The sequence below is a fragment of the Bradyrhizobium sp. CIR18 genome (assembly GCF_014198295.1).
Classification (GTDB): Bacteria; Pseudomonadota; Alphaproteobacteria; order Rhizobiales; family Xanthobacteraceae; genus Bradyrhizobium.
Window position 1 is genome coordinate 47,275 of the sequence record NZ_JACIHF010000005.1, and the last position, 19,070, is coordinate 66,344.

Sequence of the window (19,070 nt, forward strand, 5' to 3'; positions counted from 1 at the left end):
TCATGAGCAAGACGAATGGCGCGAGCCTGATCGACCTGCAGATCATGTGGCACCGGCTGATCGCCGTGGTCGAGGAGCAGGCGCAGGTGCTGCTCCGCACCGCCTTCAGCCCGATCGTGCGCGAATGCGGCGACCTCTCGGCCGGCGTGTTCGACCTCAAGGGGCGGATGCTGGCGCAGGCGGTGACCGGCACGCCCGGTCACGTCAATTCGATGGCGGAGTCGGTCAAGCACTTCATCAACCATTTCCCGATCGAGACGATGAAGGAGGGCGATGCCTACATCACCAACGATCCCTGGATGGGCACCGGTCATCTCAACGACTTCGTCGTCACGACGCCGTGTTTCAAGGACGGCAAGCCGGTCGCGCTGTTCTCCTGCACCAGCCACCTGATGGACATCGGCGGCATCGGCTTCGGCCCCGACGCCACCGACGTGTTCATGGAGGGGCTCTACATCCCCATGCTGAAGTTGATCGACCAGGGCGTCGTCAACGAGACGCTGATGGCGATGATCCGTACCAACACGCGGCTGCCGATTGATACCGAGGGCGACACCTATTCGCTGGCCGGCTGCAACGACGTCGGCTGCGAGCGCCTGGTCGAGATGATGACCGAGTTCGGTATCGACACGCTCGACGAGCTCGGCGACTACATCTGCGACCGTTCGCGCGAGGCCGTGCTGGCCGAGATCGCAAAGCTGCCGAAGGGCAGCTGGCGCAACACCATGGTGGTCGACGGCTATGATGCCCCGGTGACGCTGGCGGCGACGCTGACGATCTCGGATGCGGGCATCCATGTCGATTTCGACGGCACCTCCGCAGCCTCGAAGTTCGGCATCAACGTGCCCTTGTCCTACACCACCGCCTACACCGTGTTCGGGCTCGGCTGCGTGGTGGCGTCGCAGATTCCCAACAATGCCGGCTCGCTGTCGCCGTTGACGGTGTCGGCACCCGCAGGCGCGATCCTCAATGCGCCCAAGCCCGCGCCGGTCGCCTCGCGCCACATCATCGGCCAGATGTTGCCCGACGTCGTGTTCGGCTGCCTGCGTCAGATCATTCCCGAGCGCGTTCCGGCAGAAGGCACCTCCTGCCTGTGGAATCTCAACGTGCGCGGCCAGACCCGCTCCGGCGTCGGCGGCAATTACGGGTTCTCGATGGCGGTGACCTCCAATGGCGGCACCGGTGCGCGCTTCGGCAAGGACGGGCTGTCGGCCACCGCCTATCCCAGCGGTGTGCGCGGCACACCGGTCGAGATCGCCGAGACGCAGACGCCGCTGATCTTCTGGCGCAAGGAGCTGCGTCCGGATTCCGGCGGGGCAGGGCGCACCCGCGGCGGCCTTGGGCAGATCATCGAGGTCGGCAGCGGCGTCGATGCGCCGTTCGACATCCTGGCGGCGTTTGACCGCATCGATCATCCGCCGCGCGGACGCGATGGCGGCCAGAACGGCGAGGCCGGCTATGTCGGCCTCAAGTCCGGAAAAAAGCTGCGTGGTAAAGGCTTTCAGCAGGTGCCGCCGGACGACCGGTTGGTGGTGCTGACGCCCGGCGGCGCCGGCATCGGTGCTCCCACGACGCGCGATCGTGCGGCGGTCAAGGACGATATCGAAAGCGGGCTCGTGTCCGCCGACAATGCGGCTGCAGTTTATGGGTACGCGCGCTGACATGTCAGTGCGCTTGGGTCAACGGAGGGTGCAATGATCACGCGACGGAACTTCAGCGCGGGCGCAGCGACGCTGCTCGCCGCCGGCCACATCTCGACCCGCGCCCGCGCGGCGACGACGAGCTGGGACATGTCGACGGTCTGGCCCGACGGCAATTTCCACACTCAGAACGCGATGGCCTTCGCCGAGGAGGTGAAGAAGCAGACGGGCGGCTCGGTCGCGATCACCGTGAAGGCCGGTGGCCAGCTCGGCTTCAAGGGACCCGAGCATTTGCGCGCCGTGCGCGACGGCCTGGTGCCGCTCGCCGACGTCCTCAATATCCAGCAGGTCGGCGACGAGCCCTTCATGGGCGTCGAGAGCATCCCGTTCCTCTGCGGCTCCGTGGACGAGCTGAAGGTGCTGCACAAATATGTGCGGCCCGAATACGAGAAGATCGCGGCGCGCAACAACCAGAAGATCCTCTACATCGTGCCGTGGCCGACGCAGTATCTGCACCTCAAGGCGAAGGTCGCCGACGTCGAGGGCCTGAAGAACATCAAGATCCGCGTGCCCGACAAGAATGCGGTCGACATGCTGAATGCGATCGGCATGGCCGCCGTGATGATCCCCTGGGGCGAAACGATTCCCGCGCTCGCCTCGGGCGCCGTGTCGGGCGTTTCCACCTCGTCGGTATCAGGTGTTGACGGCAAGTTCTGGGAATTCCTGAAATATGTCTACCCGACCAACCACGTCTGGTCGTCGCAGATGCTCACCGTCAATCTGGATTCCTGGAAGGCGCTTCCCGCCGATCAGCAGAAGCTCGTGGGCGATATCGCTGCAAAGATGGAGCCGGGCTTCTGGGCGAACTCGCTCAAGGCCGACGTCGACAGCCTCAACCGCCTCAAGGAGGGCGGCATGGAGGTGGTGCCGGTCTCGGACGCGATGATGACGGATATCCGCGCCAAGACCGCACCGCAGCTGGATGCCTTCCTCAAGCGCGTGCCGGCGGCCGACAAGCCGGTGCGGTCCTATCTCGCCGAAATGAAGCGCGGCTGAGGGCGGGATCGTGGTGAGCGTTTCGCCCGAAGCACCGCAAAGCCTCAATGCAGCGGCACCAGTGCCGCTGCGCATCCTGCTCGACGGCATCGACCGTCTCGGCCGGCTCGACGGCTGGATCGGCGGCGGTTGCCTGTTGATGCTGACGTTGCTGATGCTGTGCGAGGTCGCAACGCGCTTCCTCTCGAACTTCCTGCCGTTCTTCCCGCCGACGATCTCGATTGCCTGGGAGTACTCGTCTTATCTGATGGCGGCGTCCTTCACCTTCGGCGCCGCCATGACCTTGCGCGTCGGCGGCCACATCCGCGTCGTGCTGCTGCTCAAGAATGCACCAGTGCCGGTGCAGCGCGGGCTCGAGATCCTCTCGGCGGCGGCCGGCTTCGCCTTCATGGCGTTCCTGACGTCAGCGATGGCGAAGTTTGCCTTTGCCGCGTATACGCGCGGCCAGGTCTCGACCTCCAGCGATACGCCGCTGTGGTTTCCGGAAGCCGTCGTCACTTTCGGTATGCTGCTGCTCACGCTCCAGTTCCTGGCGCGCGCGATCCAGGCCGTGCTCGGCCTGCCGCTGGAGGATCACCGCATGAAGGCCTCGCCCGTCGAATGACCACCGCGCCCGCACCCGGATTCAAGATCGCATGACCATCGAAGTCGTCGCCCTGTTTGCGATTCTGTTTGCGCTGCTTGCTTGCGGCGTGTGGATCGGCCTGACGCTTGCGCTCACCGCGACGCTGCTACTCGCGATGTTCCGCTCGATCCCGCTCGACAAGCTGTTGCCGCAATACGCCTGGAACATCCTGACCACGCAGGAGCTGCTGGCGCTGCCGCTGTTCATCCTGATGGGCGAATTGCTGTTCCGCACCCGCCTGTCGCGCTCGCTGTTTCAGGGGCTGGCGCCCTGGGCGGGGTTGCTGCCGGGCCGCCTTCTGCATGTGAACGTGATCGGCTGCACCATCTTCGCGGCGATCTCCGGCTCATCGGCCGCGACCACGCAGGTGATCGGCCGCATGTCGCTCAACGAGCTGCTGCGCCGGGGCTATTCCCGCGACATCGCGATCGGCTCGCTCGCCGGCGCCGGCACGCTCGGCTTCCTGATTCCGCCGTCCAACATCATGATCATCTACGGCGTGCTCGGCGACGTCTCGATCCTGAAGCTGTTCACCGCCGGCGTGCTGCCCGGACTTCTGCTCGCCGCAACCTTCATGGGCTGGGTGATGCTGCATACGAGCCTCAAGCCCGCAATGGTGCCGGAGACCGAAGCAAAACTCTCGCAGGTGCCGTGGAGCGAGCGCTTCGCCGCGCTGAAGGATCTCGCGCCGGCATTGTTCCTGATCGCCTGCGTGCTCGGCTCGATGTATGGCGGGCTCGCGACGCCGTCTGAAGCCGCCGCCGTCGGCGTGCTCGGCGCGGCGCTGGTGGCCTGGGCGCAGGGCGCGATGTCGCAGCAGGTGATGCGCGACGTGCTGATCGGCTCGGTCGTGACCTGCTCGATGATCGCGCTGATCGTGTTAGGGGCCTCGATCCTCGGTAATGCCGCGGCCTTCCTCGGCATCCCGCAGGCCGTCGCCGCCTTCGTCAAGGGGCTCGGCCTGTCGCCCTTCATGCTGATCGTGGTGTTGATCGTCTTCTACCTGATCCTCGGCTGCTTCCTCGACGGCTTCTCGATGATCGTGATGACCTTGCCGATCGTGCTGCCCATCGTGAAGGGAGCAGGATTCGACGAGATCTGGTTCGGCATCTTCCTCGTGCTTGCGGTCGAGATGGCGCAGATCACCCCGCCCGTCGGCTTCAACCTGTTCGTGATCCAGGGCCTGACGGAAGATGGCCTCGGCTACATCGCGCGCGTTACGATGCCTTATCTCATGATCATGATCGGCTTCGTGCTGCTGCTGACGCTCTGGCCCGGCATCGTCACGATTTTACCGCGGGTGCTGTACGGGTAATCGACGTCTCGTCGCCGACTTTCGATAGCTCCCCGGCCAGGCCGCCCGGCTCGTCCCACCTACCATCCGTTGTGTTGCCCGACGGGCAAAACACGCCAGCACTGGGTCGATAGCTGCTTGCAAAATATTCGAATTTACAGAAGTTCGGTTTTGCCGTACAACCGCGCCATCCCGCCTGCCACAAGGGGCGTTTCGCGATCGTCACGAAGCGCGGGCCGGGATGCGGTGGCCGCGACGGCGTCGGCGCGAATGGTGGCTGCAGGGCGGGCAACCGTGAGCAGCGACAGGCGCGATACGACACGGCGCTGACAGCGTCTTCGAATGGCCTCGACGGCGAGCGCACGCCAGCCGTGGAGAGCCCAGCGAAGATGTGCGCGGACGGAGAAGTCGTGTGGTCCTGACGCCCGGGGTCTGTGCGTCAAGTCCTGCGGAGATGTCGCGCCAACCGGCGCGCATCGATCATCCGCAAGGCGACGGGGGCAATAGTGCATCGCTCCCCGGGGAGAGCACGAAGGACACCGTGAAAACCATCCGCGCAGGGAAGGCCGGGATGTCCCGGCGTCACCTGTCGTCCACCCCGTGCGCGCTTCTTTAGCACACGCGGGACTTCGGGTGCCAGCCGGCGCCCGGCCTTCCCTGCGCCCTTGCTTTCAAAGGGCGGAAGAGATCAGCAAAGCTCGGGCGAACAAGCCGCGAGAACGCGAAGGTGTGTGCAGATGGAACGATGCTGTGGGATGGGTAGAGCCCTTGCTAAACCCATCATGTTTCAACGTGGAAAAGGCGTTGATGGTTTTCGCTTCGCTCTACCCATCCTGCGAACCATCGCCAACAACGGTCTCGTGCCCCGGATGCAGCGCAGCAGCGTAAGAACGCTGCCGCGTGTCCGGGACACGAGAGAGGCGCGCCAAATGTCGTCCCGGCTTGTCGACCGGGACGACTTGCGCGAGCAAGAGCGAAGGGGTGCTCAGCTCGGCTTACGCCGCCGCCTTCTTGCGCGCGAGCTCGGCCTTGTACAGCTCGAACTCTTCCGCGACCGCCTTCGCGACTGACGGCCGCTGGCGCAGGCGCTCGTAATAGGCCTTCACGTTCGGCCATTTCGCGAGCTCGATCGGCGGCGTCGCCATGGTCCAGTTGATGACCGTGACCAGATAGGCGTCGGCGACGCTGAAATGGTCGAGCAGGAAGTCGCGCCCCTTCAGGTAGTTGTCGAGATAGTCGAGTCGCGACAGGTTCTTCTCGAGGGCATAGGCCTTGGCCTCCTGCGGCGCCTTGCGGTCGAGCAGCGGGATGAAGAGGCCCTTATGAAGCTCGGTGCCGACGAAGCAGAGCCATTGATGCAGGCGGGTGCGATCGATGCCTACCGCGGCGCCGAGCCCGGATTGCGGGAAGCGGTCGGCGACGTATTGCAGGATTGCCGCGTTCTCGGTCAGAACCACGCCCTCGTCGGTGCGCAGCGTCGGCACCAGGCCGATCGGATTGACGGCGCGGAAATCGGAGCCGTCGCTCAGCACCGTCTTGGTCGGCGGGTCGACCTCGAGATAGTTCGCCTCGGCACCGGCTTCATACAGCGCGACGCGGGTTGCCATCGAACAGGCGAGCGGCGAGAAATAGAGATCCATCTGTAGCCTCCTTGGGCAATTCCTGGGATTTCGCTCAACCTGGCCAGATTGATTTTTGTACCATCTTGCATAATATGAGGTCGGTCAAGGATTAATTTGCGAAATGGTACAAAAATCGAAGCCGCCAACTGCTGCCAGTGAGCCCGAGGGCCGCGGCCAACCCGAGCGCCGCGGCCAACCTAAGCGCCGCGGCCGTCCGCGCGCCTACGAGCCTGACGTTGCACTCGGCAAGGCGCTCGACCTGTTCCGCAAGCAGGGTTTTGCCGCGACCTCGCTCGATGATTTGAGCGAAGCGACCGGGATGAACCGACCGAGTCTCTACGGCGCCTTCGGCGACAAGCGCGAGCTCTACATCAAGAGCTATCAACGCTACCGCGAGGACGCGCGGGCTTCCATGGCCGCGATCTTCCGCGAGGAGATGCCGGTGCGTCAGCGGCTGGAGCGCATCTTCGCCTCCGCGCTGAGCATCTATCTCTCGGGCGAGACCGGCCCGCGCGGCTGCTTCACGGTGGTGACCGCGGCGTCAGAAGCCGTTGGCGATCCCGAGATTCGCGCCATGGTGCTCGACGGTCTCACCGAGCTCGACAAGGCCTTTGCGAGCTGCTTCCGCCGCGCCAAGGAGAAGGGCGAGCTGCCGGAGAGCGCCGACCCGGTCGTGCTGGCACAGATCGCATCAGCCACCGTCCACACCATCGCCATCCGCTCGCGCGCGCGCGTGTCGCGCAAGGAGCTGGAGGCGATCGTGAAGGGCGCAATCGACGTGATGGTGGGAGGCAAGGAGTAGGCTGTCGTCCCGGACAAGCGCAGCGAAGCGGAGCGCAGATCCGGGATCCATAACCACGGGGAGGAGTTTGGCGAAGACTCGGAGTTACCAGCTCGCCTAACAACTTCTCCCTGGGGTTATGGGTCCCCGCCTTCGCGGGGACGACAGTGAGTATGCTGCGCGATCCTGCGTCCCAACTACGCCGCGCGAATCTGCGCGAGGAAGCGATCCACCTCGTCCCGCAGTCGCTGCGACTGCTTCGACAGCTCGATCGCCGAACCCAGCACTTCCTCGGCCGCCGTGCCCGTCGCGGCGATGCCCGCGGTGACACCGGAGATGTTCTGCGAGACCTCGCCGGTGCGGGCAGCCGCCTGCTGGACGTTCTGTGCGATCTCCTGCGTCGCCGTGCCCTGCTGGCCGACGGCTGCGGCGATCGCGGCGGAGATTTCGTCGACTTGCTGGATCGTCGCGCAGATCGACTGGATGCCGTCCACAGCGCCTGATGTCTCGCCCTGCACCGCGTGGACCTGGGCGCCGATTTCCTCGGTCGCCTTCGCCGTCTGCGTCGCCAGGGCCTTGACCTCGGAAGCGACCACGGCAAAGCCGCGGCCGGCTTCGCCCGCGCGCGCCGCTTCGATCGTCGCGTTCAGCGCCAGCAGGTTGGTCTGGCCCGCGATGCCGTTGATGAAGGAGACCACGTCGCCGATCTTCTGCGCCGCGTCCGCCAGGCTCTGCACGCGCTCGTTCGAGCGCCGTCCGTCGCTCGCGGCCTTGCCCACCACTTCGGTGGCGTGGGCGAGGCGCCGGCTGATCTCGGTCATCGACGAGGACAGCTCTTCCGCCGCCGCCGCGACGGTCTGCACATTCTCCGAGGCCAGTGTCGAGGCCGACGACACCGCGCGGGTCTGCTGTCGGGACTGTTCGACGATGGCCGACATCGACCGCGCCGTATGCTCCATCTCGACCGCAGCTGAGGACACCGTGGTGACGACGTCGCGGATGCTGGCCTCGAAATTGTCGGCAAGCGCGGCGAAGGCGCGCCGCTTCTCCGCTTCGGACTGCGCCTTGGCTTCCAGCTGCTCGGCCTGAAGCTTGCCAAAGTTGACGGCGTTGTCGCGGAACACCGCGACCGCCTTCACCATCGCCCCGACTTCGTCGTTCGCCTTGCTGGCGGGGATGGTGACGTCGGTCCGGCCGTCTGCGAGCTCGCGCATGACGGACGTGATGGAGAGGATCGGACGCGAGATGCTGCGGGCGATGAGATAGCCGACGATGGCGGCAAGCACGAGCCCGATCGCGGCGATCGCGATCGCGAGCATCCAGGCGCGGTCGGCCGAGGCCTCGTAATCGGCATTGTCCATCACCAGCTCGACGGCGCCGAGCGGCTTTCCGGAAAAATCCTTGATCGGGCCGAGCAGCGCTGCCACCGGCGTGTCGTCGAGCTTGGCCCGCTTCACCGTGAAGCTGCCTGTGGTAGCGCGGCCGTAATCGGCCGCGTCGAAGAAGCTCTTGCCCTTCAGCGTGCCGCCGAACAGCTTGAAGCCCGAGCCGTCGGCGAGGTGGAAGGCGACGTCGACATGGCGGTTGGTCTTGAAGTCGTCGAGGAAGGACTGGCCGAAGGTCAGGCCGAATTCGACCGAGCCGAGATGCTTAGCCCCTTGCGCGATCGGCACCACGCCGCGAATGCCGAGCCCGGCAACGCCGCCCTCGAGGCCGACCACGACCTTGCGATCCTGGTTGGCGACGACGACGGTCTTGCGGAAGCCGGAGAGATCGTCGCCGAATTTCGCGGGCTGGTGCACACGCAGGAACGAGGTCGCCGGCGCCACATGAAACTGGAACTGCTCGACACCGTATTCCGATTTGGTCGCGGCAAAGACCGGCCCGAACAGGGCTATCAGGGCGTTGCGGTCCTGCCTGGCCATCGCATCCTGCGTTGCCGGCATCGCGGCCACGACCGTGCTCATGGCGGCGGCCCGGTGCGATTCCTCGGCGATGCGCGACTGAAGGGCATCATAATGGCTGTGCAGCTCGCGCTGGTCGGCGCGGTCGATGATCCCCGCGATGATCCACATCGCCCCGAGCACCGCAAACAGGGCGGTTGCCGCCGCCGTCACCGCGAGGGCAACCGTGATCCGCATCCTGAGGCCGAGGCTCGCGCGCATGTCCGACTCGTTGTTTGAGCGTTGGTTAACACCGCTTATCAACTTCTCGCTAAGAGAGAGTGAACGGGATACCTGCGGAACGCGGTGGTTGTGGGGGGAGGCTGTCTGCCCGACAAGCGGTGTCGTCCCCGCGCCCGTGCGCAATTGCGCACTAGGCGGGGACGACACTGAATATGAGGTGACGGTGCTCGCGAAAATCCCGGCGCCTAATACCCTCTGGCCCGGTCCACCACGTTCTCCAACGCGCCGCCGGCCTCGAACCGTGCGATCTGCTCGGCGACATAGGCCGAGATCGCATCCGCATCGGTGTCGGCTGCGTTGTGCGGCGTCAGCACCACCTTGGGATGGGTCCAGAACCGGCTGTCCGCCGGCTGCGGCTCCTGCACGAAGACGTCAAGCGAGGCGGCGCCCAGCGTGCCGTCGTCGAGGCAGGCGAGGATGTCGGCCTCGTTCTGCAAGCCCCCGCGGCCGGCATTGATCAGCACCGGCGCGCCGAGCGGGCTGTTGCGGTTGAGCTTGGTGAAGACGTCGCGGTTGAGGATGCCGTGCGTCTCCGGCGTCAGCGGCAGCAGGCAGACCAGGATATCGGTCGCGCGCAGGAACGCATCGATCTGGGCCGAGCCATGGAAGCATTCGACACCGTCGATCGCGCGCGGGCTGCGGCTCCAGCCGGCGACGCGGAAGCCGAGCCGGCGCAGCACGTCGGCCGCATCCGCTCCTAACGTGCCAAGCCCCATGACGCCAACCGTGACCGCGCTGGCAGGCCATTGATATTTCGGCTCCCAGCGTTTTGCGCGCTGCGAGTCCCGCAAGTAGAGCTCCTGGCGGTGGTGCATCAGTACGTGCAGCACGACATATTCGGTCATGCGGCCGGTCAGGTCGGGTACGGCGACCCGGACCAGCGGCACATCGGGCAGGCTCTTGTCCGCCATCAGCGCATCGACGCCGGCGCCGAGATTGAAGATCGCCCGCAGATTAGGGAAGGCGCCGAGATCGCCGGGTACCGGCTTCCACACCGTGGCATAGTGCACCTCGGCCGGATCGAGCGTGGAATCCGGCAGCAGCACCACACGGCGGCCGCCGCAGACAGCATCAAACCGGGCCTTCCAGCGCTCCGGCAACCAGTTCTGCTGCGTGCTGTTGATCAGGACGGCCAGTGTGCCCTTGGTCATTCGAATTGCCTCGTCGGGTTCCGCTTACGAAGGCCCTCCTTGGCACGATCTGCCGGATTTTTCTCGCAAATTTTTTCCGCAGTCCTGTCGGGGCGGGGCATATTGGCGCGTCTTTAGAACAGACGAGGAAAGTGTCGCCTATGCTTTATGCCATCCTTTGCTATCACGATGAGGACTTCGTCGGCTCCTGGAGCAAGGAGCAGGACGAGGCCGTGATGAAGAAGCTCGCCGTGGTGCAGGAGAAGCTCATGAGCCAAGGCCGGCTCGGGCCGGTGGCGCGGCTGCTGCCGACTACGGCCGCTGCTACCTTGCGCAAGGAGGACCCGCCGCTGGTGCTCGACGGCCCCTATGCCGAGACCAAGGAGCAGCTGCTCGGCTTCTACATCGTCGACTGCAAGAATCTCGATGAGGCGCTCGACGTCGCCCGCGACCTTGGCGCTGCCAATCCCGGCGGCGCCTATGAGGTGCGTCCCGTCGGCGTGTTCCGGCCCGGAGGAAACCTGACGTGAGCGAGACCGACACCGGCTGGATCGAGACCGCGCTGACCTCGGCGCGACCCCAGGCGGTCGGCGCGCTGCTGCGTTATTTCCGCGATCTCGACACCGCCGAGGAGGCGTTCCAGAACGCCTCGCTGCGCGCGCTCAAGTCCTGGCCGCAGAACGGGCCGCCGCGCGATCCTGCGGCCTGGCTGATCATGGTCGGCCGCAACGCCGCCATCGACGAGGTGCGCCGGACCCGCAAGCAGCAGCCGCTGCCTGAGGACGACCAGGCGATCTCCGATCTCGACGACGCCGAAGGCGCGCTGGCCGAACGGCTCGACGGTTCGCACTACCGCGACGACATCCTGCGGTTGATGTTCATCTGCTGCCATCCGCAATTGCCGGCGACGCAGCAGATCGCGCTGGCGCTGCGCATCGTCTCGGGGCTTACCGTGAAGCAGATCGCGCGCGCCTTCCTGGTGTCGGACGCGGCGATGGAGCAGCGCATCACCCGCGCCAAGGCGAAGGTCGCCGAAGCCGGGACGCCGTTCGAAGCGCCCGGCGCAATCGAGCGCTCCGAGCGGCTCGCCGGCGTCGCGGCGATGATCTACCTGATCTTCAACGAGGGCTATTCGGCGAGCGGTGACACCGCGGAGATTCGCAAGCCGCTTTGCGAGGAGGCGATTCGGCTGGGGCGCCTGCTGCTCAGGCTGTTTCCGAGTGAGCCGGAGATCATGGGGCTCACGGCGCTCATCTTGCTGCAGCATGCTCGCAGTGCCGCGCGCTTTGCCGCCGACGGCTCGCTGATCCTGCTGGACGACCAGGACCGTTCGCTGTGGAATGGCACCATGATCGCGGAGGGGCTGGCGCTGATCGACAAGGCGATGCGCCACCGCCGCAGTGGGCCCTATCAGATCCAGGCCGCGATTGCTGCATTGCATGCCCGCGCGGCGACGCCGGAGGAGACCGACTGGGCGCAGATCGACCTGCTCTACGGCGCGCTCGAGGTCGTGCAGCCGTCTCCCGTGGTGACGCTCAACCGCGCGGTCGCGGTCTCCAAGGTGCGGGGGCCGCAAGCCGCGCTCGATCTGATCGAGCCGCTTGCGCCGAAGCTCGCCAACTACTTCCATTTCTACGGCGTGCGCGGCGCCTTCCTGATGCAGCTCGGCCGCAACGACGAGGCACGTGTCGCCTTCGACCGCGCCATCGCGCTTGCCAACACGTCCGCAGAAGCGGCCCACATTCGCATGCACATCGATCGCCTGATCCGGGATAGCCAGCCGAAGGCGGGCGCGCGGCAGGGCGCGAAAGTGAAGTAGACCCGTCTGTCTCCACATCATCATGTCGGGACAAGCCCGGCCATGACGTGGGGTGGGTAGCGTGCAAAATTTCATTCCGGCAATTGTCGGCTCCTGCCGTTCCCGTTCGTCCTAAGCCCGTACCCATGGAGCCCCTTCATGCTGAAAGCCATTGCCGTCATCGCCGTCGTGCTCGCCATTGGAATCGCGGGCGTCCTCGCCTTTGCCCTGACAAAATCTGACACCTTCCGCGTCGAGCGGAGCCTCGCGGTGAAGGCGCCAGCCGGAGCGATCTATCCACAGGTCGCCGATTTCCGCCGTTGGACCAACTGGTCCCCCTATGAGACCCGCGATCCCGCCATGAAGCGCACCTTCGGTGGATCTGAGGGAGGCAAGGGCGCGACCTATGCTTGGGATGGCAACAACAATGTCGGCGCCGGCCGCATGGAGATCCTCGAGGCGACCGGGCCGTCCAAGCTTCGCATCAAGCTCGATTTCGAGCGGCCGTTCGAAGGTCACAACACCGCCGAGTTCACCTTTGTGCCGCAAGGCGATGCTACTCTGGTCACATGGGCGATGTACGGTCCGGCTCCGTTCATGTCCAAGATCATGCAGGTGTTCATCAACATGGACAACATGATCGGCAAGGATTTCGATGCCGGCCTCGCCAGCCTGAAGAAGCTGGCCGAGAAGCAATAATAAGCCTCACTGCAAACGAAGAGGAGAGAAACGATGCTCAACGCTTATCTGTTCTATCAGGACACCTGCGAAGCTGCGTTCAACTTCTACGCCAAGGTCCTGGGCGGCAAGATCGACGCCATGATGCGGTCATCGGACGCGCCGCCGGAGATGCCCGCCGCGCCCGGCCGCGAAAAGATGATCATGCATGCGCGGATGTCGCTGCCCGACGGCAGCGTGCTGATGGCTTCCGACGCGCCGCCGGAGCATTTCGCCAAGCCGCAAGGCTTTTCGATCTCGCTCACCGTCAAGGACCCTGCGGACGGCGAGCGTAAGTTCAATGCACTCGCCGATGGCGGCACCGTCACCATGCCGTTCAGCAAGACGTTCTGGGCCAAGGGCTTTGGCATGTGCGTCGACAAGTTCGGCATTCCCTGGATGGTGAACTGCCCGGCCGAAGGAATGTGACAGGCGCGAGCCTGCACGATCTGTGGAATTGCGATCCCCTCTCTCCACTGTCGCGGGAGAGGGGATGCCTGGATTTATCGCGTCATACCCGGATCGGTCGTGAGCTCGCTCAACGGATCGATCCGGTCACGTCCTCGCTTTGCTGCGGCGACTGAACGCAGCGAGGGCAGATCACGAGCTTGGTGCCGAGCTGCTTGTCGTTCTCGGCTTCGATCTCGTCATGGATCGCCCACCACGCCTCCGAATATGGCCGCAAGGTGCCGAGCACTCGTTCCCGTTCCTGATTGGGATCAGCTGCCGCGGGCGCGGGGTTCGTCGCGCGCCGCTTCGCGACATGCGGGCGATGCGAGGCTTTGTTGGGGTCCTGGCCGAGGCCATCCCATGCGATCGGACGACGCTCCTGCGCCGATGCGACTGCACATCCAAGCAGCGCTGTGCAGAAAGTAAGCAAGATGAAGCCGCGTCGTATCATGCCGGACCCAAAGTTCGATGCGCAATGCGCAAACTTCCACACGGGAAACTTGCATGGCATCGGTCAAATGGAACTTAAGGCAAACGATTGGCGGGCGTGGCCGAGGAATGAACTCACGATTCGCATCACTTTGCGGGAGCAGTGAGGCCGCTTCGTGAAACCATGCGGACTGCATCGCACAACAATTGACGCAATATTGGGCTGTAATCTGCACGTCAGAATCGCTATTGGTGAATCACAAAATCTAAAAAGCTGGGGTGGACGTCACTTGGAAGGGGAGCGACCGATGGCGGCGGCGCTACAGATCAATTTTGCCCTGTGGGGGATGCTTATCTGCGTCAGCATGAAGCTGGGGCCGGTGATCCAGACTCTTTATTGACGGCAGCCAAAGTGTGATGGCGTGGAGACCCCGGTGCGCACATTGGGTGCGACACAGGGAACCTGCCGTGTGGCCTCGGGCCGGCCAAGCCAATGCCTTTGATGTGACGCGGTTCACAGAACTCATTCACGTCACATCCGTGGCGGCTGCCACATTCGTCAGCGGCAGCGGGGATAGATCGCGGCGAGATCGCGCCCCTTGAGCAAGAGCAGCCGCGAGGTGAGGCCGCCACGGCGGCTGATCCAGTCGCGCACTGGGCCGGGATAGGCGGCAAGCACTGCGACCGATGCTTCCGGCTCGGCATAAAAGCGCCCGCGCCGGTCGACCGAACGTGCCGCATGGAAGCCGAGCACGGCGCGCTTGGTGACGCAGATGCGCTCGCCCGGCACGATGCTCAGCACCAGGGTACAAGCCGATAGGCAGGGACCATCGATCACCACGCGCTCGCCGCTCTCGCGCACCTTCTCGAACAAATCGAGGAACGGCCCCACCTGTCCGCCCGGAGACTGGATGATGCGGATTTCGGCGGACGCGGGCGCGGTGGCGAGCAGCGCGAATGCAAGCATCAGGGCGTTGAGCAAAGAGATGCGTCGCATGAAGTCTCCACCTAAATCGGTTCCGTAGGGTGGGTTACGCCCAGCGGCCCGCGCAGCGGCAGTGCTAACCCACCCTACAATTTCCGGACCTATCCGTTGCGGCGCTGGCCGCGCAGCGTGGGCAGGCCGATACCTGCCGCATCGAAGCCGCCATCAACGGCCAAAATTTGGCCGGTGATGTAGCTCGCATTTGCCGAGCACAGGAAGTAGATCGCTTCCGCAAGCTCCTCCTCCAGGCCGTAGCGATTGAGCGGAATGGCGTCGTGATAGTCGGCGCGGATCTCCTTGGTATGCACCTGCTTCGCCATCGCCGTGTCGACCGGCCCCGGCGCGACCGCGTTGACGCGGATGTTGAGCGAGGCGAGCTCGACCGCGAGCTGCTTGGTCAGGTGCGCGAGCCCGGCCTTGCTGGTGCCGTAGGCCGAGCGCAGCGTCGAGGCGCGCACCGCCGAGATCGAGGTGATGTTGACGATGGCGCCGCCATGGCCCTCGCGCATCAAGGGAACCGCGGCCTTGGTGCAGAGGAACGGGCCGGTGAGATTGACCTCGAGCACGCGGCGCCAATCGGTCTCGGACGTCTCCATCAGCGGTGCGAACACCGCGATGCCGGCATTGTTGACCAGTGCATCCAGTCGGCCGAACCGGCGCTCGACCGCCTCCATTGCATCGCTCACCGCGGCGGCATCCGAGACGTCGCAGGTCAGCGCCAGCGTCGCCTCGCCTTGGTCGATTTCGGCGACCGCCCGGCCGAGCAACTCGCCCTCGATGTCGAGCAGCGCCACGCGCCAACCCTCGGCCAGGAACTTCTTCGCGGTCGCAAGCCCGATGCCGCGGGCGGCTCCGGTGACGAGAGCGATTTTTTGCGGGGCTTGCGGCATGGGAGATTTGTCCTCGAGTAGCATATGGGCGCAGGAGTGCAGGCTCCTTTTACTGCGCTTTTGTGCTGACGAGGAAGGGGCAGGCGAGGGCTGGAGGGGAAGTCGTCCTTACGCCAGCTCCGCCGAGGCACGCTGCATGTTGGCCGACATGTCCGCGGTCACGATGCTCTGCTCCTCGACCGCGGCTGCGGTGGAGGCGATGAACTCGTTGACGCCTGCGATCGCGGCCTTGATCGCGGTGAGGGAGCTCGCGACGTCGCCGGAGATGGTGTTCAGCGCGTCGATTTCGGACGTGATCGTGTCGGTCGCCTGCTTGGCCTGGCTCGCGAGATTCTTCACCTCGGAGGCGACCACCGCAAAGCCGCGTCCCGCTTCGCCGGCGCGGGCCGATTCAATCGTGGCGTTGAGCGCGAGCAGATTGATCTGGCTGGTGATGCCCGAGATCATCTCGACGATGCCGCTCATGGCCTGTGCGGCGGCCGTCAGCTTCTGGGCCTGGAGGTCGGCGGACTCGACCCTTGTGGTCGCGACCTTGGACGTCTCGCGCGACTTCGTCATGGTCTCGGAGATCTCGCGGATCGAGGCGCTCATCTCTTCGCTGCCGGCCGCGACCGCATCGATCAGCCCGCGCGCGTTGTCGGCCTTCTTGCGGCCGATCGCCTGCGCGGTGATGTCGGTGGCGTATTTCACCACCTTGTACGGCTTGCCGTTGAGATCGAAGATCGGGTTGTAGGACGCCTGGATCCAGATCTCGCGGCCGCCCTTGGCGATGCGCTTGTATTCGGCGGCCTGGTATTCGCCGCGATTGAGTGCTTCCCAGAACTGGCGGTAGGCGGCCGAATTCTTCTCGTTCGGCTCGACGAACATGGAATGGTGCTGGCCCTTGATCTCGGCCAGCGCATAGCCCATCGCCTTCAGGAAGTTCTCGTTGGCAGTGCGGATCGTGCCGTCCATGTTGAACTCGATCACCGCTTGCGACTTCTGGATCGCGGCGAGCTGACCGTCATTGTCGGCCGCCTTCATCTTCTGCGCGGTGACGTCGGTGGCGAACTTCACCACCTTGAACGGCTTGCCGTTCTCATCGAGAATCGGATTGTAGGTGGCCAGAATCCAGATTTCCTTAGCCCCCTTGCCGAGCCGCTTGTATTCGGCAGCCTCGAACTCGCCACGGTTCAGCTTGGCCCAGAACGCGGCATAGGCCGGGCTCGCACGGTCCTCTGGTGTCACGAACATGGAGTGGTGCTTGCCCTTGATCTCATCGAGCGAATAGCCCATCGCGCCAAGGAAATTCTCGTTGGCGGTGACGATGGTACCGTCCATGTTGAACTCGATCACGGCCTGCGCGCGGTTGATCGCGGCGATCTTGCCGGACTCTTCCATGGCCTTGATCTTATAGGCCGTGATGTCGGTGGCGAACTTGATGAAGCTGACCACCTTGCCGTTTTCGTCGCGTAGCGGGGCGTAGGACGCGTGGACCCAGACTTCCCTGCCGCCCTTGCCGAAACGCTTGTATTGCGTGGTCTGGAATTCCCCGCGGTTCAGGCTGGCCCAAAAATCGCGGTAGCGAGTGCTCTCGCGCTCGGCCGGGTTGACGAAGATGCTGTGATGCTTTCCCTTGATCTCGGCAAGCGTATAGCCGCTCATTTTGAGAAGGTTTTCGTTGGCGTCGAGGATGGTGCCGTCGAGACCGAATTCGATCACGGCTTGCGACCGGTCGAGCGCCTCGACCTCCGCGATGGCGTGCCTGACCTTCTTGCTCAGGAAATTGAACACGTAAGCTCCGCAATGCTCGGAAGCGATCCGACAGGATCGCCATACCGTTTCCCCTGAGCTGAAAGTTGCATGCTATCCTTGAGCATCGGTAAATTCCGGAACAAGCCGCGACGAGCTCCGCGACTCCACGTGCGACGGCCAACTACTTCAACTAACAGCTGCTCTTGGTTTATATGCACGGTGGAGTTCACAATGCAGAGCCGTACTTGTACGGGGGCGCAGCCGAGATATTTTTTCGCGTCGCCTTCGCATGGCGGTGTCGGCGCGGTCGAGGGCGAACCGTCTTCAACAAGATGCTCGCTGCGGAGACCATTGATGCCCGACGACCGCGAACGCCTGATCCGCGACCTCTTCGCCGCCTATCTCGCCAACGACCGGCAGCGGGTCGCCGCCGCACTGGCCGACGATTTCCGCTTCACCAGCCCGTTCGACGACGACCTCGACAAGGCGACCTATTTCGAACGCTGCTGGAGCGACAGCGGCTGGATCGCACGGCATGACATCGAGCGTATCTTCGTCCGGGGCGAGGAAGCCTTCGTCACTTATCTCTGCCTTGCGACAGATGGCAGGAGTTTTCGCAACACGGAGTTCTTCACCTTCGCAGGCGGCAAGGTCCGGCGCATCGATGTCTATTTCGGCGCTGCCCGGCGGGATGGTCGTTTCCTGCCGCAGCCGCGCTAGGGCCGGGGCCCTCCAGATTATTTCCGCCGGCGTGTCGGTTCCGTGAGAGTTCGTTCGTCTTGAAGGCGAGCGGGCCTGCGCCTCACGGCGCATCCCGGAACCACCGCAGAAGCCAGGATACGACCCATGCGATTCATGATGTTGATGATCCCGCTCGGCTACGAGGCCGCGCCGCCGGACGTCCAGCTCGATCCCGAACGCGTCGCGGCGATGATGCGCTATAACGAGGCGCTGAAGGACGCGGGCGTGCTGATCACGCTCGATGGCCTGCATCCGCCGTCGGTGGGCGCGCGAGTTTCATTTGCGACCGGCGAGCCTGTCGTGACCGACGGCCCATTCGCTGAAGCCAAGGAAGTCCTTGGCGGCTATTGGATGATCGAGGTCGCCTCGCGCGCAGAGGCGATCGCCTGGGCGAAGAAATGTCCGGCTTCGGCCAACGAGATCATCGAGATCCGGCAAGTCCAGGAGATGAGCGACTTTCCGCCCGACGTGCAGGAGGCCGCGGCCGGTTTCGGCGACCTGAAGAGGTAGCCACAGCGATCGCGATGAAATCGCGTCTGTCGTCAGTCAATCAACAAGGAGAGAACCGATGAGCACCGAACATAAATTCCTCGCCGTCTATCTCGGCAGCATGAGCGGCGAAAAGATGAAGGCCTGGCATGCGATGCCCGAGGCGGAACGGAAGGCAAAAGAGCGCGAGGGCATGGCCGCTTGGCACGGCTGGGTCGAGAAGCATAAGGACGTCATCGTCGAGATGGGCGGCCCGCTCGGCAAGACCCGCCGGATCGACGGACGCGGCATTACCGAGATCAGCAATGCGCTGACCGGCTTTACGGTGGTGCGGGCTGCCTCGCAGGAGGAAGCTGCAAAATTGTTCGAGAACCATCCGCATTTTGCGATCTTCCCGGGCGAGGCGATCGAGGTCATGCCCGTGCTGCCGATTCCGCAGATGTAGCTGCGGACGAGGCCAATTCCGGGTGCGATGCCGTCGCTCAGGCCCGGCATCGCCCGTG

Annotated in this window: 19 protein-coding genes; 12 read left to right on the forward strand and 7 right to left on the reverse strand. The window is 64.5% G+C overall.

Annotated elements, in window-relative coordinates; translation table 11 throughout:
- The first annotated feature begins 2 nt into the window (after positions 1–2).
- From GGD65_RS18290 to GGD65_RS18305, 4 genes are read left to right on the forward strand one after another with little or no spacing between them, the layout of a single operon-like run.
- Entirely contained in the window at positions 3–1,661 is a 1,659-nt protein-coding gene (locus tag GGD65_RS18290; protein WP_183236171.1) for a hydantoinase B/oxoprolinase family protein, read from the forward strand.
- 33 nt (positions 1,662–1,694) lie between these two features.
- The gene (locus GGD65_RS18295; protein WP_183236172.1) at positions 1,695–2,696 is read left to right on the forward strand and encodes a TRAP transporter substrate-binding protein; all 1,002 of its coding nucleotides are present in this window, start codon (positions 1,695–1,697) and stop codon (positions 2,694–2,696) included.
- A 10-nt stretch (positions 2,697–2,706) separates the two neighbouring features.
- Positions 2,707–3,300, forward strand: a complete 594-nt coding sequence (locus tag GGD65_RS18300) for a TRAP transporter small permease subunit (RefSeq protein WP_179738969.1) — start codon at positions 2,707–2,709, stop codon at positions 3,298–3,300.
- Positions 3,301–3,331: 31 nt separating this feature from the next.
- Complete coding sequence (locus tag GGD65_RS18305; RefSeq protein WP_183236173.1) at positions 3,332–4,636, forward strand: TRAP transporter large permease; 1,305 nt, start codon at positions 3,332–3,334, stop codon at positions 4,634–4,636.
- Between the two features lie 974 nt (positions 4,637–5,610).
- Here GGD65_RS18305 and GGD65_RS18310 read toward each other — a convergent pair.
- On the reverse strand, positions 5,611–6,255 hold the full coding sequence (locus GGD65_RS18310; RefSeq protein WP_183236174.1) for a glutathione binding-like protein: 645 nt from the start codon (positions 6,253–6,255) through the stop codon (positions 5,611–5,613).
- Positions 6,256–6,358: 103 nt separating this feature from the next.
- Between GGD65_RS18310 and GGD65_RS18315 the strand changes: the two genes are divergently transcribed.
- Positions 6,359–7,039 carry a TetR/AcrR family transcriptional regulator gene (locus GGD65_RS18315; RefSeq protein WP_183236175.1) on the forward strand — a complete coding sequence of 227 codons (681 nt, stop codon included), beginning with the start codon at positions 6,359–6,361 and terminating at the stop codon, positions 7,037–7,039.
- A 176-nt stretch (positions 7,040–7,215) separates the two neighbouring features.
- On the opposite strand, the gene GGD65_RS18320 is transcribed toward GGD65_RS18315, so the two are convergent.
- Both GGD65_RS18320 and GGD65_RS18325 read right to left on the reverse strand, forming a co-directional pair.
- Positions 7,216–9,183, reverse strand: a complete 1,968-nt coding sequence (locus tag GGD65_RS18320) for a methyl-accepting chemotaxis protein (protein WP_183236176.1) — start codon at positions 9,181–9,183, stop codon at positions 7,216–7,218.
- 206 nt (positions 9,184–9,389) lie between these two features.
- Positions 9,390–10,355, reverse strand: coding sequence for a glyoxylate/hydroxypyruvate reductase A (locus GGD65_RS18325; RefSeq protein WP_018317749.1), 966 nt, complete (start codon positions 10,353–10,355; stop codon positions 9,390–9,392).
- 140 nt (positions 10,356–10,495) lie between these two features.
- Here GGD65_RS18325 and GGD65_RS18330 point away from each other — a divergent pair, with 140 nt between their 5' ends.
- The 4 genes from GGD65_RS18330 (at position 10,496) to GGD65_RS18345 (ending at position 13,278) form a co-directional block, all read left to right on the forward strand.
- Positions 10,496–10,864, forward strand: coding sequence for a YciI family protein (locus GGD65_RS18330; RefSeq protein ID WP_018317750.1), 369 nt, complete (start codon positions 10,496–10,498; stop codon positions 10,862–10,864).
- On the forward strand, positions 10,861–12,153 hold the full coding sequence (locus GGD65_RS18335) for an RNA polymerase sigma factor (RefSeq protein WP_179738979.1): 1,293 nt from the start codon (positions 10,861–10,863) through the stop codon (positions 12,151–12,153). The genes GGD65_RS18330 and GGD65_RS18335 overlap by 4 nt, the downstream gene beginning before the upstream one ends.
- Positions 12,154–12,291: 138 nt before the next feature.
- Positions 12,292–12,831 carry an SRPBCC family protein gene (locus GGD65_RS18340; protein ID WP_183236177.1) on the forward strand — a complete coding sequence of 180 codons (540 nt, stop codon included), beginning with the start codon at positions 12,292–12,294 and terminating at the stop codon, positions 12,829–12,831.
- Positions 12,832–12,864: 33 nt separating this feature from the next.
- Positions 12,865–13,278 (forward strand): VOC family protein, encoded by a 414-nt coding sequence (locus GGD65_RS18345; RefSeq protein ID WP_018317753.1) that lies wholly within the window; start codon positions 12,865–12,867, stop codon positions 13,276–13,278.
- A gap of 109 nt (positions 13,279–13,387) precedes the next feature.
- Here GGD65_RS18345 and GGD65_RS18350 read toward each other — a convergent pair whose 3' ends face one another.
- From GGD65_RS18350 to GGD65_RS18365, 4 genes are all read right to left on the reverse strand, one after another.
- Positions 13,388–13,750: a hypothetical protein gene (locus GGD65_RS18350; RefSeq protein ID WP_183236178.1), complete on the reverse strand. Its 363-nt coding sequence runs from the start codon at positions 13,748–13,750 to the stop codon at positions 13,388–13,390.
- 537 nt (positions 13,751–14,287) lie between these two features.
- On the reverse strand, positions 14,288–14,725 hold the full coding sequence (locus tag GGD65_RS18355; protein WP_018317756.1) for a hypothetical protein: 438 nt from the start codon (positions 14,723–14,725) through the stop codon (positions 14,288–14,290).
- Positions 14,726–14,814: 89 nt separating this feature from the next.
- Positions 14,815–15,603: an SDR family NAD(P)-dependent oxidoreductase gene (locus tag GGD65_RS18360; protein ID WP_183236179.1), complete on the reverse strand. Its 789-nt coding sequence runs from the start codon at positions 15,601–15,603 to the stop codon at positions 14,815–14,817.
- A gap of 108 nt (positions 15,604–15,711) precedes the next feature.
- Entirely contained in the window at positions 15,712–17,376 is a 1,665-nt protein-coding gene (locus tag GGD65_RS18365) for a PAS domain-containing methyl-accepting chemotaxis protein (RefSeq protein WP_018317758.1), read from the reverse strand.
- A 315-nt stretch (positions 17,377–17,691) separates the two neighbouring features.
- Between GGD65_RS18365 and GGD65_RS18370 the strand changes: the two genes are divergently transcribed.
- The 3 genes from GGD65_RS18370 (at position 17,692) to GGD65_RS18380 (ending at position 19,012) form a co-directional block, all read left to right on the forward strand.
- Positions 17,692–18,057 (forward strand): nuclear transport factor 2 family protein, encoded by a 366-nt coding sequence (locus GGD65_RS18370; RefSeq protein WP_183236180.1) that lies wholly within the window; start codon positions 17,692–17,694, stop codon positions 18,055–18,057.
- 126 nt (positions 18,058–18,183) lie between these two features.
- Positions 18,184–18,588, forward strand: a complete 405-nt coding sequence (locus tag GGD65_RS18375) for a YciI family protein (protein ID WP_183236181.1) — start codon at positions 18,184–18,186, stop codon at positions 18,586–18,588.
- 58 nt (positions 18,589–18,646) lie between these two features.
- On the forward strand, positions 18,647–19,012 hold the full coding sequence (locus GGD65_RS18380) for a YciI family protein (RefSeq protein ID WP_018317761.1): 366 nt from the start codon (positions 18,647–18,649) through the stop codon (positions 19,010–19,012).
- Positions 19,013–19,070 lie beyond the last annotated feature (58 nt).